Raw genomic sequence first — 13,858 nt, forward strand, 5'->3', positions numbered from 1 at the left:
GGGTACCAAGGGGACGGTTCTGGTGGAACCATCCATTTCATGGCAATAAAAAAGCCATGAGAACCGTCCCCATGGCAGCTAAATCGTAAAAATCTCCCCATCAATGGTCCATTTATCATTAGGATGTTGCGCTTCTTTAGTGATTGTAAAGAATTGAAACGCATCATCTTCCGGATTCCATTTTACCCTATTTCCATATGGTTGAATAAGGTTTCGTTCTCCTAAAATGCTAATGCTATTATCCAGCAAAAAGTGTGCGATTTGTTCTTGTGGCAGATTGATAGATGCATTTAATCTACCGACAACTTCGTCTAGATTGGATGAGTCATGATGATGAAACGCACTGATTATTCCATCTAAAAGTGGTTTCATCACAGAAACGATCTGAACATGCTTATCTATAGGAGCTTTAATACTTATTTCCAGTCCATAAAAATCAATATTTGTACGATCTAGAATGCTGACCGTTCCCATTTTCATTGCGTGCCATATAGAATGGGGTTTTATCTCACTAGATAATTTTGGAATTGGAATATTCCTCCATGTTGCCAATGTCCTTTTCTTTATCCTAAACTCTGAAACTTGCTTCTCTTCTTTTCCAATTGTATAAGATTGGTAATGGTCAAAATGGTTTCCATTCACAATTGGGGGCTGTGAGTATTCTCTTTCAAATTGAAGGGATGTTATCTTTAAGTGACTAAAGGCAGCAAGGCCCACGTTATAAAATAATACAATTTTCAACATCAAAAAAGCTTTGGTCCATCGATTTATATACAGCTTTTAAGGATATGCCGTCCCCATGTAACATCTTTAACTGATTTCTAATCATATCCCGCAATTCCAACTGCCAACCCCTTGGTTCAAATGGAAGTCTCTTTGAGGTATACACTTCCAGCATATTGTCTTTTGAACCGTGGATCATATAATGGGATTGATCGATTGGTTGTTTAAAAGTTCTTTGCACTCGACTAATTTTCCCAAACTCTTTTTCCTTATTGCTTTGAATTAATATTTTCCCTTCTTTCATGTTTTCATTATTAATGAGGCAATACGTTCCCCTTGCTACTTTATTTAACACGCGGTATTTTGACTGAATCGATGAAGAGCCATTTCCTCCATGTGATACAGGTACCATGTCTGCCATCGCTGTCCCTATATCCTTCCATCTTTCCCCGTACCGCTCGTCTATCCATTGTTTAATCTCTTTTATGGTTCGCTCCCCACTAAGATCATCAAATGCTGCAAGTATGGCTTCAGGAAGTGTAGGCATCATTATCGCTCCCCTTTCGAACGGCCTATGGGGGCTCACAGGTTGTTCACGATTTTCCGGTTATCTATCTTTATTGAATTAATACTAGACCTATTGTGACAAAAATACTCAATATTGTTATCGCGGCCAAGTACATCCCTCTGATTGCTCTACTTTTTGCTGAAAAGTAAAAGTCACTATCGTTGTATTTTTTCATCAACGGATGCGAACTGAAAACCTTGTTCCAAATGATCGTTAACCAAGAACGCAACATAAATAGGAAGCCGAGAAAAATCAGTACTTTTATCCAAATGGGTGGGACCCTAACCATCGCTATGGTTGTCACACTGATGAGAGTAAGATAGCCCCTTACATATGACTTGTTTCGGATAAAGGTTTTGATAAACAATTCCATAAATCCAGTGATGGGTGTACGTTTCTTAAAGATTCTTTTGGACTTTCGGAATAAAAGTGGTTTGTTTCTCTTGATCACAACAGGCTTTTCCATTTCCGGCGCGGCCGCAAAGAAAAATTGGATTAAACTGGTTTTCCGTTCCTGTTCCATGTCAATCAGCCTATCCATTGAACGGTTGAACCTTAATTGCCGCAAACTGAAGTAAACCAGTACAGATAGGACCATACCACAACCTATAAAAAGAGGAAGGAAATTTCCCTTTCCAATTATGATAAAAATCCACTGGTTAATCCAGCTGAAGACAAAGAATACGACGATTCCTACGATGATTTGACTGATTCGGGATAAAGTGTTCCTTAAAAGATATTTTATAAACATAAAGCATGCCTTTAACGAAATAAAGTAAATTCCCCATGAGGTAATTTCTAACCATCCCATGTGATAATGATGGAGTAAAAAGGGCAATAGGATGAAGATGGCTGCTACCACAGTCAAGGTTTGAAGAATTATAGAGTAATAGTAGCCGTATTTTTTTAACTTCCAAATTAAATCATTCTTTTTAATCAAAAAGACTTTGTCCGCTTCCTCCACATATGTTCGAATCGTTCCTGCCCATGAGATGAGATAAAAAATAGAAAATATAAGAATCAAAGGTATGTCATGAAACCAAGTCGGAAGTTCGCTCCACCATGAACGGTAAATGATGGAAAAAAATACAGCAGCCGGTATGATGATATATAACATGACGGTCCAGTCAGCCACCGATTTAATGACATTGTATTGATATTTCCAGCCTTTTACCCAGCGACGAAAAAAAAGATCCTTACCCTTCATTATCGTTACCTTCTGCTAGGAAGTGAAAGCAATCATACAGTGAGCCCGATGGCAGCTGGCACTGACGCTGTATCTCCTCTAAAGTCCCTTTCGCTACAAGGCGCCCCTTGTGGATCATAAGAAATCGGTCACATATTTTTTCCGCTGTATCTAATACGTGCGTTGACATCAAGACGCCAGCACCGCGGGCTCGTTCCTTATCAATTGTTTCAAGAAATAGTTTCATGGCATTAGGGTCAAGACCCATAAACGGCTCATCAATGATGTACAGTTGTGGATTGGTGATGATCGCAAGGATCAGCATGGCTTTTTGCTGCATACCCTTTGAATACTTGGTTGGATATTCATCGGCCTTAACCAATAGATTATATTTTTCTAGCAGATCCCTAACTTGTGTTTGGTAAACTTCCTCTTGAAGCCCTTCCACTGCAGCAACAAAATCTAGATGCTCCCATAATGTTAATTCATCATAAAAGATAGGCCGTTCCGGTATGTATGAATAATTGATTCCAGAACCGTAAGCCACTTCGCCCTCTACATGATCAAGCAGCCCTAAGATGGTTTTAATCGTTGTACTTTTGCCAGCCCCATTCGGTCCAATTAGTCCAACTAACTCTCCTTTTTCAATGGAAAATGCTATTTTCTTTATTGTGTCATTGTCTTTCTCATAACCCGCTGATTTTATGTCTACATTCAATAACTTCATTCATCAAACTCCTCATACCTATTTGCTTCATTTACTATTTTACACAAATACTCAGATAATTCATAAAGTTATACTCAGTAGCTTGCTCGGAGTCCAACCCCTGGAAAATAAAGCTGTTTTTGTATAGTTTGGCATTTAAAGAAATGGGCTATTTTTTGTATATGTGAACCTTCTCCAAACCCAATTCTAGTTATTAAAGGTTCAAGGAAAATTAAAACTAAGACTATATAGTAATTAAACATTTACTATAATTTAGTATCATCCTTGACTAATCACGAAATTAGTAATAGTATATTTACCATATTTCAAAGAAGGAGAACAAGATGAACGATAAAATTGCCCAGGAATACATTGCTCTAATTCCAAACCTTTTTAGTAGCTTTAGCGAGCTAAACAAGGGTTCAATAACTCTAACACATACGCAAAATCATGTTATAGAGTTTTTATTTACGCAACAAAGAGCGGTGAATATTAAAGATATTAGTAATGGTTTAAATATTACTAAACAACAATTGACTACTATCGTTAGTGAGTTAGAAGCTCAGGGTTATTTGGTGAAGAAACCTGACAGTAAAGATAAACGGGCTGTGTTAGTTTCATTAACATCAAAAGGTAAGGAAATACAAAATAAAAAGTGGTCCGAAATTTATCAAAGATTTTTAAAAAATTTAACTAAAATAAGCGAGGAAGAGAAGCGAGATTTAGCCTTCGCTCTTCATAAAGTGAATGTCTTATTAAAAAAAATGGAGAGTGAAGAATGAACCTAAAGGTCAATCACAGGAAAATCCGTAAATATTGTGATTTTAGCAGTTGGTTAGAATATATCCTATTCCAAGTGTAAAAGGAGAGTTAGAAATGGATACATCAGGATTAACGTTTGGAATTTATCCGCTTAGCGCCGCAGGTACACCTTTTGGTTTGGCAACAGGTCCTGCTGATGATTATAAAAATATTCAGGCTGCGTTACGGGAACTTCAAGGCAGCTCTACAAAGTTGTTTCCAAGAACTTACCTCATCTATACCAAGGAATGGGAAACAAAAATGTTAGCAAATGCAGATCGATATCTTGAATCCAATTTATTGGGGGATTTAACTATTGGATGTGGGGATTGGACACAGAATCAGGAACCCGATATCGAACTCGAACATTGGATTGATTTTATTAAAAAAATCCTCAACAAGTACGGTTCTCATCTGGCTTCTCTTCAAATTACAAACGAACCCAATTTATCGTTTATGGAAGGTTCGAAACCTTATATCATACAAGCCTTGGTAGAAGGTGTAATTGCAGCAAAAAAAGAAGCTCAATTGCTTCATTTGCCAGTTAAGATTGGCTTTGGTTCGGTACCGGAAAGTCCTGCATCGGTCCCACATTTTTGGGATAACCTAGCGAAAGCTGTAGATTCGACTTTTATTGAATCCGTTGATTTTGTAGGACATAATTTTTATGTGGATGTATTCGAAAACAAGCCACTCGAGATAACTGAAGTAACTTCTTCTGTTGAACGTACCCTTCGCGGTTTAAGAGAGAATCTTTCTATTGTAGGCATACCTACTTCAGTCCCAATTCGAGTAACTGAAAATGGTTGGCCCACTGGAAAAAACCCTGTAGCCAATATAGAAAGGTCATATGAACGTCAATCAATCGTAATGGAAACGATTATAAGAACCATCTATCGTTTGCGAATGGATTTCAATATTACCCATTATGAACTTTTCGGACTCCGGGATGCAGACAGTTCAAAAGAGGACCTCTTCCATCAGTATGGGATTATGCGTGACGATTATTCTCCGAAACCAGCTTACCATACATTTAAAGTATTGATTGAAGAGTTGGGGCTTTAAAAGTGTCCACGGGTGTCCACGGGGACGGTTCTAGTGGACTCATCCATTTCATGGCAATAAAAAAGCCATGAGAACCGTCCCCATGGCAACAATGGCAGCATAAGCTTAATCTTCATATTCCTTTTCAAACACTTTGGTACTTCTAACCGTGTCAAAGTGACGGATTAATTTTTCGATTTGGTCCCGTTTTGATTCAAAGAATGGCGGTAACGATAGCTTTTCGCCTAGCGTTTCATATGGTTCATCCCCCATAAAGCCTGGGCCATCGGTGGCCATTTCGAACAGGATTTGCGGATACACATTTGTATACAAGGAACCGAAATAATACCGCTCCACATAACCAGAATTCGGGAGACGGAAGGATTGCATCCGGTTCATCCATTCGTCTAGTTCAGCCCGGTCCTTGACACGGAAGGCTGCATGGTGAACGGTTCCAAACCCTTGACGTGCCCGAGGAAGAATCGTATTATATTCGACGATGACCGAAGCTCCATTCCCGCCCTCTCCTGTTTCAAACAAATGGCTAGAACCCTCGGCTGCGGTTTCTTTAAATAATAATACCTCTTCCATCAAGGCTTTGAAGTAATCGATGTTGGAAATCCGGACGAAAACCGGTCCTAATCCAGTGATCGCATATTCTAGAGGAATCGGTCCTTTTTGCCATGGTGTCCCGGCAGCCACCCCTTTATTGTTTTCATCAGAAATCAATTGGTATTGCTGATCGTCGAAATCAACAAATGACAATGTCTTTTTGCCAAATTGTTCTTTCATTCCTGTATGTTCCACTTTTAATCGGTTAAACCGTTTCACCCAGTACTCCAATGCTGCATCATTTGGAACCCGAAAGGATGTTTTGAAGATTTCATCCGTCCCATGAACGCCTTTTGGAATACCTGGAAAGTCAAAGAACGTCATATCTGTACCGGGGCTTCCGACATCATCGGTAAAATATAAATGATAGGTTTGAATATCGTCTTGGTTCACAGTTTTCTTGACTAACCGCAGCCCTAAAACATACGTAAAAAATTCATAAATTTTTTCTGCGCTGCTGGTGATGGCTGTAACGTGATGTACTCCTTTTAATTCGTTCACTCTATTTCCTCCTTAATATACGGACAACATATATGTTTTATAGTCTCCAAAGAAATCCAAATTAATTTACCCTTATCTCGAATTCGAGATATCGGATTAAAAAAAAGCAACACTTGACCTTTGTACAAAATTTGGCCCTTTTGTTGTGTTGTCATCTTTAAATGTGATTATCACTTTATCTCACATCCGAGAATCTTTAATACAAAATAATAATATCTCTACTCGACCTATCTGTCAATTCATTCGTTTTATATGGTTGTGTAGCATCTTGAATTCATCATCTTTAACCAGCCTTCTCAGAAAGCCTTCCTAATTCCCCGTCTGTGAGAGATTCGAAGAGTTCTGCTGACTTTTTCTTGTTTAATTGAACATATTTACCTTCAGCATCTAGGACCAGTTCTACTCTGTCTTTATTTGGACTAATCCAAAGCTCATACAGCACTACTTTTCCTTCCGTACCGGGTTTTTTAGATTGAAAAGCAAAGCGATAATCAGCAGGGCGAACCATAGAAACCTGTGCATTTGTCCAATCTATATGATCTACTATTTCTCTGACCTTTTGTACTTGTTCATTCTTCTTAATAACTTTAAAGTCTTCGTATACATTTTCATCCCCCATCCGCTTCTGAACTTTAATTAATTGTTCTTCAGCACCTATTTCCTTTGAACAACCTGCAATAAAAATGGAAATGATTACAGTAAAAACTATAAAATACTTCATTCTATTCAAGATATCGCCCCCTTTATACAATAAGACGTATATGCTTTGGAATCGTCTCAAATTCCTTTTTTAAAAGTGGCTTCTGTGGACTCACACTATTATAATTTCTGGAAAATATTGTATCATCCAAAAGGATTATTTATACTAAAACTAGCACGATAGAATTCTAGAAATTACGAAAAGGAGGAAAAACAATGAAGCTTGGCGCTTTTTCTGTAAGTCTGACGGTCAAAGACATACATAAATCAAAAGCTTTCTATGAAAAACTAGGATTTGAATCCTTTGGTGGGGATCTTTCTCAAAATTGGCTGATTCTCAAGAATGAGGATTGTGTGATTGGTCTTTTTCAAGGGATGTTTGAAAAAAACATTCTTACCTTTAATCCTGGATGGAATCAAAATGCAGAAAATCTCGAATCGTTCACAGACATCCGCGAGATTCAAAAGCAGCTACAAGCAAAAGGAATCAACATGCTGACAGAACCAGTTGCGTCCAGTGAAGGACCAGCACATTTTATAATAGAAGATCCCGACGGTAATCAACTTCTTATAGACCAACACCGCTAATTCCGGTCAGCTCTAGGTTACTCTATTCAAAATAATAGGGCTGCACAACGATATTTTCTGATTCATTGCCACGAGGGCGTTCTAGTGACTAACAAAGCAGGGCTACACCGGTAACGGTTAGCCCTTTTGAATTAATGAATCGCTTTTTCCCCTACATTTTTCTCTTTTATGGCTTTTATCATTTCAAGCATTTTCTGATTTTTCGAGTCAGAGAACAACTCCAGCATTTCTTGATAGACGGTGTCTTCGTCCTCCCAATTGGTAATGACCTTTGATTTCGAAAATATCCGGGTGTACCTTGAGGATGTTTGTTTTGATTTCGTTGAAAAGGACAAGCCCAGTGATTCCAGCTCGTGAATCATAGCTAACCGTTTCTCCGGCTGCAAAGGCCCCAATTCCAGTGTTAGCTTTAATCGATCGTCCTTCAAACGTTCAAACCAATATGTGAAAGTCGAATCGTGCCACCACCATTTTTCCCGGGTTCCACCATACGTCTCTTCCAGTTCCCGAAACACGGGAAGAAGAAAAGAAGCCACTCGATTTTGAATTCGATATAGATGCGAATAAATTCCTTGAGACTCTACGAATCTATTAAAGGCCCCCTCTGACAATTTTCCCGTGGAATGGTGGTCCAAATAAACATCGGATTCATCCAGTTCCTCCTCGTCCTCACCTGCTTCCAAAGATTCCACAGCCAAGGCTATCTTTTTAAATAAAGAATGGAGCGAGGAATCATGGTATAGCTGACCCATGCCATCGAGAATCACTTGTTTATTAGCCCAATCTGATACTTCAGTTGTTTGCGTATAGATTTTGGTATATTTCTTGCCTTCGATTTTGGCTGATGAACGGATTGGAACGCCTTGATTCTCCAGCGCGGTTAAAAACTTAAGTCTTTTTTCATAAGGGGTGGGGCCCACTTCCACAGAGAGCTTCAACCGTTCATCCCAGGTTCGTTCAAACCAGATAATTAAACCATGACCTAACCAATATCCTTGTTCGGGCTCACCAATCGTCTCGGCGAAATCCAGCCATTCTGGTAAAATAAAGTTCGGAACTTGAACATGTGCACGATAGACTTCTTCAGGTATGTCCTCCATTTTCACAAACGACAAAAATGCTTGGCGCAAGACATTGCTGCCGATTTTAAAAATAAAGTCGATCGTTTGCTTTCTTTTTTCATAAATTTTCTTTAAGGCCTGCTGTTGTTGCTCCGATACTCCGGTGATTTCATCCAAAAGCTTCCGAAAGCGCGGCTGTTTGGATAGTTCTTGATGCTGACTTACATATAAAGTATCAATTGCTGCCTGGTTGGCCTGGTAAACATCAAGAGCCAACTGGATCGCTTCCTCATCCTGAACGAGTTGTTCTTTTAAAATCAGCGTGTAAAAATTTAAAAACTCATAGACACTGTCGGACATTGCTTCCCGATTTAACTCGATATGTAATTCAATAATCTCCAATACATCATGATAGTCTAATATCCAGTAATCTGGAAATGATGGTGCATCGCTAGCAAGAGTTAGGAATATAGGAAGGATGGTATACCCGTCCGCTTCAAATCGATTTCGAGCATAGGTAAGGTAATCCTCAAGCTGACCCATCGATTCGGCCGCATGGAATTTGTTTTCAATTAAGACCACTAGCTTTTGCGATGGCACGACGACGAGCAAATCGATGTAACGGTTGGTGTTTGTTTTGACTTCGCGGTACACTTCCGCATCGGAAAAGGACGCATACATATAGGAAAGAAAATCACCAACCAATGTTTTATCCTCATTTTCTGTCCGCGTCCCTAATCGCGACAGCAATTTTTTAATGAAAAAACTCCCCAGCTGATGGTTTTCGTTTGGATCGAGCAACCAGGCGAGTACGTTAGAATGCCGGATTTCAAACTGGTCGACCCGGAGCACTTTTAGAGGATTAAACTGATGAAATTTTTGGTGCAAACGGGCAAATTCATGGGAATGATCCAGTTGGGCAATCGAATCAATGGAATACATTCTATTTCTACCTGCTTTCTTTGTTGGTTCTAGAATTATGTTAAATAACCACAATGGTTTTGTTCAAGTATTTTGACTTTCATATATATCCAGGACTAACCCTTAACTTGGTTAGCCCATATTTTAAGAATCCGATTATTGTAGATTAAAGAAAACCTGTCCGTCCATGAATTCCCCGTAACGGAGCTGTGCTTTTTCGCCTGTTTTGACCAGTCCTGCAATATATCCTTCTTTTTCATTCCCCACATACATCTCAAATGAGAACTCCGGATTGGTTGTGGCAAAAGAGTCCCCCGAATAAATGTCGCCACTCTCGCTGACCATTTTAAAATTCATGATTCCATCAATGGAAAATGCTAAATCCTGTGTTTTCGATTCCGTGAATTTCACTTTTGCCTTCACAAGCACCCATTCATATCCATCTGGGGCTGGCTCATTGAATTCATTCATGGATTTAAGTTTTTGGAATGCAGCATCACCGCGAATCACGTCTTCCATCGTTAAATCAAATGTGATTGGGAATGCCTCACCAGCATCATTATATACCTCATCTTCTACGGCAGCCGTTTGTTGAAATGGAATGGGGTTGGTTCGGGAACCCAACTTCGATACCGGTTGCTCTTGTGCCTTTTCTTCACTCTGCTTTGGCTGCTCTTGTTTTGCCGCTGCCTGCTTTATCGCGACATCCTTTGTGTCTTGGCCGCATGCCGCAAGCGCGGTAACTGTTGCCAAGGATACTAATAATAGTTTTACTTTTTTCATTTTTATGTCCCCCTTTTTAATCTTGGCTTTTTAATGCATCAGGATAAACAATTTTGTCAAACACCGTTTGGGTCGCTTGGTCTTTTACATAAATCGTCACTTTATAATCATCTGGTTTTACCCCATTAAAAAGTTCGACCATCATGCCGGACATCCCAAGGCCTAGTGCGGCAAAACCATCCAGACTGTTCTCATAAGCAGCTTGATCGACAATCATCGTAAATTCAGAGAAATTGTTTTTGTAGGTAATGTCCTTAATGGATTGATAGTCTTTTCCGCTTTTTGCTTCTTCGATGGTTTGGATAACGTTGCTTTTCATTTCCTCCATCATTTCTTTATGATTTGATTTTGACATTTTATAGGTCACTGAGCCGTCTTCATTCTTTATGGCGGTGATTCCCTCTTTTTGGGCATTGGCAACTGCCTCATCCACGTTTTGATCTTCAAACATGCTTGCTGGCAAAGTAATTGTGACATTCAATAATCCTTTATCGACATTAACTGCCTTCTCTTTTCCTTTTACCTCGTTCTCCGTTTTTTCTGCTGAACATGCAGCCAGCAGCATCATGGTGGCCACTAGTAATACACTCATTATTTTTTTCATCTCTTTTTCCCCCTGTTACATGATGAACTTGCTTACAACTAAATCATACTAAAAAGGGTGCACCAAAATTGGCACACCCTTGAGAATATTACTGATTCATTTTTACACTCAACAATGGAAAAAAATGAACTGTTTTTAACCATGCTTATGCTTTTGTTCTTCCTTTTTCCGACGCTTCTCTTCCTCTTTTTTAAGTTTTTCTATCCCTTTTTTGAGTTTTTCATCCACTTTTGTTAAATTCTCTTTCGCATTGTATCCTCCATTATTCGGAGGAATGACCACTTCTTCTTTCTTTGGTGGAACTTCTGCAGCATTGATTCCTTTTATATAAAGCTCATTATCCACTCGGTAAACACTAGCTGGTTGCTGAAAATTGGCTGTGTCCGTTCCAAAGGCTTCCATCATGGATTTAAAAAGTAACTGTGAGATTTTCGTCGTATTTCCACTCATATAAGTACCCTGTCCATTTTGCGCGTATCCCGTCCAGACGGCCATTGTGTATTGTGGGGTATAGCCGGCAAACCAGCTATCATTCGTTGCATCACCAGGGTATCCATATTTTGCGCGGGTTTGTGCTTCAAAATTGGTCGTTCCTGTTTTTCCGGCAACATCCAACCCAGGAATATTGGCTGTTGTACCTGTACCGTCATCTACCACGGTGCGCAGCATATCGGTAACCATATAGGCCGTATAATCCTGCATGACTCGTTTTGGTTTCTCCGCGAAATTGACGGTTTTACCGTTTGCTAAAACAACCTTTTGGACAAAATGCGGTTTGTTGTATTCTCCGCCGTTTCCAAAAGCACTGAAGGCCCCTGCCATTGCTAATGGACTAACCGTATTGCTTCCGATTGCGTAGGATTCATATACTTGGTTATTCCCAAACGAAATACCAAGCTGTTCGGCAAAAGTCTTTGCCTTATCAAGCCCAACTTCTCGGAGTGTAAGTAGCGCTGGAATGTTATAGGATTTTTGCAGCGCGGCACGGCTGGTAATCATTCCATGATACTGATGATCCCAGTTTGAAATTGGCTGGCCAGTAGAATAGTTCGTCGGCTGATCATTGATTAAATGCCCAGTGGACCATTTTAAATTTTCAATGGCCGGACCATAGTCAAAAATCGGCTTGAACGTTGAACCTGGCTGCCTTTTAAGATCAACTGCCAAGTTGTGTCCCAAGAAATTTGCCTGATATTCGTTTCTCCCGCTTCCAATCGCCCTGACCTCGCCTGTTTTTGTATCCAAAAAGACAAAGGCTCCCTGAAAATTTGCATCCGGATAGGCAATGATATCATTGGTCTTCATCAATTTGTCCGCATAGTCTTGTGCTTTGGGGTCAAGAGTCGTATAAATCGATAATCCATCGGTGCTGACGTCTACATTCTTCAGCTTCCCTTTCATTTCTTTTACCACTGCATCCAAGAATGCCTCATAAGGCATGCCTTGTTGCTCGTTTTTGGGTACAAGGCCCTCGGTTATTGGAACCTTGGCAGCTTCGAGCATTTGCTTTTCAGTAATGTACCCGTGTCTTTGCATTAAACGTAAAACGACATTGCGCCGGTCCGTAGCCGCTTCTTTGTTTTCCGCTACTGACGGGTCATAATGATTCGGACTCTGCGGCAGTCCTGCTATCATGGCCGCCTGTGATAGGGTCAACTTGTTCAATTCATTTGCATCGAGCCCATAGTAGTTCTTTGCTGCTGCCGCCACTCCATACGAGTGGTTTCCTAAGTAGATTTTATTCAAATACATCATGAGAATTTCATGCTTAGAATACTTTTGTTCCAACTTGTAGGCAAGTTCCCATTCCTGCACTTTACGCTTCAATGTTTTCTTAGGAGTCAAAAAGGAGTTTTTAATCACCTGTTGTGTAATGGTGCTTCCACCCTGTGATCCGAAATCTCCTGTCACGTTCACGAATATAGCTTTTGCTGTCCTTTTATAGTCGATCCCTTTATGTTCATAAAAGCGGGAATCCTCCGTAGCGATAAAGGCATTTTCCAACACTTTTGGTAATTGTTCATACGCAATCTTTGTCCGCTTTTCCTTCCCGTATTCGTAGAGGAAGTTTCCGTCTTTATCATAAAACTTCGTCGAAAGCGGATCGACTAGTTTAGAAGCATCGAGTCCAGGAGCCCCCTTTGCCATTGAGGTAATCGTAATCGCTCCTGCCCCTGCCGAAATAAGACCAAGCACTAAACAGACAATGACCAATTTTTTTACCAAGGATCCTTTTTTGTGTGGTCTAACACTTTTTTGTCTATTTTGTTCTTTTTTTTCAGCTTGTTTTCGTTCCCCACGAGTTTGATACGTTTCTTCAGACATTTAACTTCTCTCCCACTTAAAGCCTTTTCTATCTTTATGAATTTATGAGATTAACATTCTTCTCGTCGTAATCATGAACTCCAATATAACGGATTAAAGAACAATTGATCCTATACTCCCCTTGGTCACCTTTTGCAAGAAGGTATTTACGATGTTCAATCTTTTTTACTATTTCTTGGATAACTTGTTCCTTACTAACATCAGTCTCTTTAATTATTCTTTCTCTTTTAATATCATCTTCTAAGGTATAACAAACCACAAACTCTTTCACACCTGACTCCCCTATTCCTATTTACCATGTTGATTATTGAAAAAAACTTCAGTATTCGATGGATAACTCGAATCTATTTATATAGGTTCGAAGCAGTCCTTAAATTTTAGGGGGGGTTATTGGTTTTACAATCTACTACCACTTTTGGCAAAAATAAAAAAAGACGCAGATTAATCACGCTTATAGGAATATTATATTAAGATTATTTATACAGGTTTGTTGGGTCACCATTTGCAAAAAATGAAACTACCCGACCAATTTAAACCTAATTCAGAAGATGTATGCTTTAATTTTTCCGTATCCATATCATCACTTACTAGCTATTATTTCCTATTTCAGAAATGAGTATGATCTTCCTTGTACATTCGAGGGAATAGGTTAAAGAAAAATACCTATAGTATTTGGGGACATTAAACAAAGGGTTGCTGCATTTTTTCTCGTATTAAATACAGCCGGTTTTTCAAT

14 protein-coding genes are annotated in these 13,858 nt (G+C 39.4%); 3 read left to right on the forward strand and 11 right to left on the reverse strand.

Annotated features, from left to right (window positions below; genetic code table 11):
- Positions 1-78 precede the first annotated feature (78 nt).
- The 4 genes from BN2425_RS10995 to BN2425_RS11010 form a co-directional block, all read right to left on the reverse strand.
- Positions 79-747: a hypothetical protein gene (locus tag BN2425_RS10995; protein WP_154663492.1), complete on the reverse strand. Its 669-nt coding sequence runs from the start codon at positions 745-747 to the stop codon at positions 79-81.
- The gene (locus BN2425_RS11000) at positions 719-1,273 is read right to left on the reverse strand and encodes a hypothetical protein (RefSeq protein WP_042458941.1); all 555 of its coding nucleotides are present in this window, start codon (positions 1,271-1,273) and stop codon (positions 719-721) included. The genes BN2425_RS10995 and BN2425_RS11000 overlap by 29 nt, the downstream gene beginning before the upstream one ends.
- Before the next feature lie 67 nt (positions 1,274-1,340).
- Positions 1,341-2,498: an ABC transporter permease gene (locus BN2425_RS11005; protein WP_042458943.1), complete on the reverse strand. Its 1,158-nt coding sequence runs from the start codon at positions 2,496-2,498 to the stop codon at positions 1,341-1,343.
- A complete protein-coding gene (locus BN2425_RS11010) occupies positions 2,488-3,204 on the reverse strand; it encodes an ABC transporter ATP-binding protein (RefSeq protein WP_042458947.1) in 717 nt (238 codons plus the stop codon). The genes BN2425_RS11005 and BN2425_RS11010 overlap by 11 nt, the downstream gene beginning before the upstream one ends.
- Before the next feature lie 323 nt (positions 3,205-3,527).
- Between BN2425_RS11010 and BN2425_RS11015 the strand changes: the two genes are divergently transcribed.
- Together BN2425_RS11015 and BN2425_RS11020 are read left to right on the forward strand one after the other, a co-directional pair.
- Positions 3,528-3,965, forward strand: a complete 438-nt coding sequence (locus tag BN2425_RS11015) for a MarR family winged helix-turn-helix transcriptional regulator (RefSeq protein WP_042458949.1) — start codon at positions 3,528-3,530, stop codon at positions 3,963-3,965.
- A gap of 94 nt (positions 3,966-4,059) precedes the next feature.
- Positions 4,060-5,049, forward strand: a complete 990-nt coding sequence (locus BN2425_RS11020; protein WP_042458952.1) for a hypothetical protein — start codon at positions 4,060-4,062, stop codon at positions 5,047-5,049.
- Positions 5,050-5,154: 105 nt separating this feature from the next.
- Here the strand turns inward: BN2425_RS11020 and BN2425_RS11025 are convergent, their stop codons facing one another.
- Both BN2425_RS11025 and BN2425_RS11030 read right to left on the reverse strand, forming a co-directional pair.
- A complete protein-coding gene (locus BN2425_RS11025) occupies positions 5,155-6,141 on the reverse strand; it encodes a ring-cleaving dioxygenase (protein ID WP_042458955.1) in 987 nt (328 codons plus the stop codon).
- Positions 6,142-6,424: 283 nt separating this feature from the next.
- Positions 6,425-6,862: a hypothetical protein gene (locus tag BN2425_RS11030; protein WP_042459061.1), complete on the reverse strand. Its 438-nt coding sequence runs from the start codon at positions 6,860-6,862 to the stop codon at positions 6,425-6,427.
- 194 nt (positions 6,863-7,056) lie between these two features.
- Between BN2425_RS11030 and BN2425_RS11035 the strand changes: the two genes are divergently transcribed.
- Positions 7,057-7,428, forward strand: coding sequence for a VOC family protein (locus BN2425_RS11035; RefSeq protein WP_042458958.1), 372 nt, complete (start codon positions 7,057-7,059; stop codon positions 7,426-7,428).
- A 131-nt stretch (positions 7,429-7,559) separates the two neighbouring features.
- On the opposite strand, the gene BN2425_RS11040 is transcribed toward BN2425_RS11035, so the two are convergent.
- The 5 genes from BN2425_RS11040 to BN2425_RS11060 all read right to left on the reverse strand — a co-directional run bounded on the left by BN2425_RS11040 (position 7,560) and on the right by BN2425_RS11060 (position 13,393).
- Entirely contained in the window at positions 7,560-9,431 is a 1,872-nt protein-coding gene (locus BN2425_RS11040; protein WP_042458961.1) for a PDDEXK-like family protein, read from the reverse strand.
- Between the two features lie 135 nt (positions 9,432-9,566).
- Positions 9,567-10,193 carry a hypothetical protein gene (locus BN2425_RS11045; protein WP_235714611.1) on the reverse strand — a complete coding sequence of 209 codons (627 nt, stop codon included), beginning with the start codon at positions 10,191-10,193 and terminating at the stop codon, positions 9,567-9,569.
- A gap of 16 nt (positions 10,194-10,209) precedes the next feature.
- A complete protein-coding gene (locus tag BN2425_RS11050; RefSeq protein WP_042458965.1) occupies positions 10,210-10,797 on the reverse strand; it encodes a hypothetical protein in 588 nt (195 codons plus the stop codon).
- Positions 10,798-10,932: 135 nt separating this feature from the next.
- Complete coding sequence (locus tag BN2425_RS11055) at positions 10,933-13,122, reverse strand: transglycosylase domain-containing protein (RefSeq protein ID WP_042458967.1); 2,190 nt, start codon at positions 13,120-13,122, stop codon at positions 10,933-10,935.
- A gap of 34 nt (positions 13,123-13,156) precedes the next feature.
- Entirely contained in the window at positions 13,157-13,393 is a 237-nt protein-coding gene (locus BN2425_RS11060; protein ID WP_042458971.1) for a hypothetical protein, read from the reverse strand.
- Positions 13,394-13,858: the final 465 nt, after the last annotated feature.

Source organism: Neobacillus dielmonensis (genome assembly GCF_000612665.1).
GTDB lineage: Bacteria > Bacillota > Bacilli > Bacillales > Cytobacillaceae > Neobacillus > Neobacillus dielmonensis.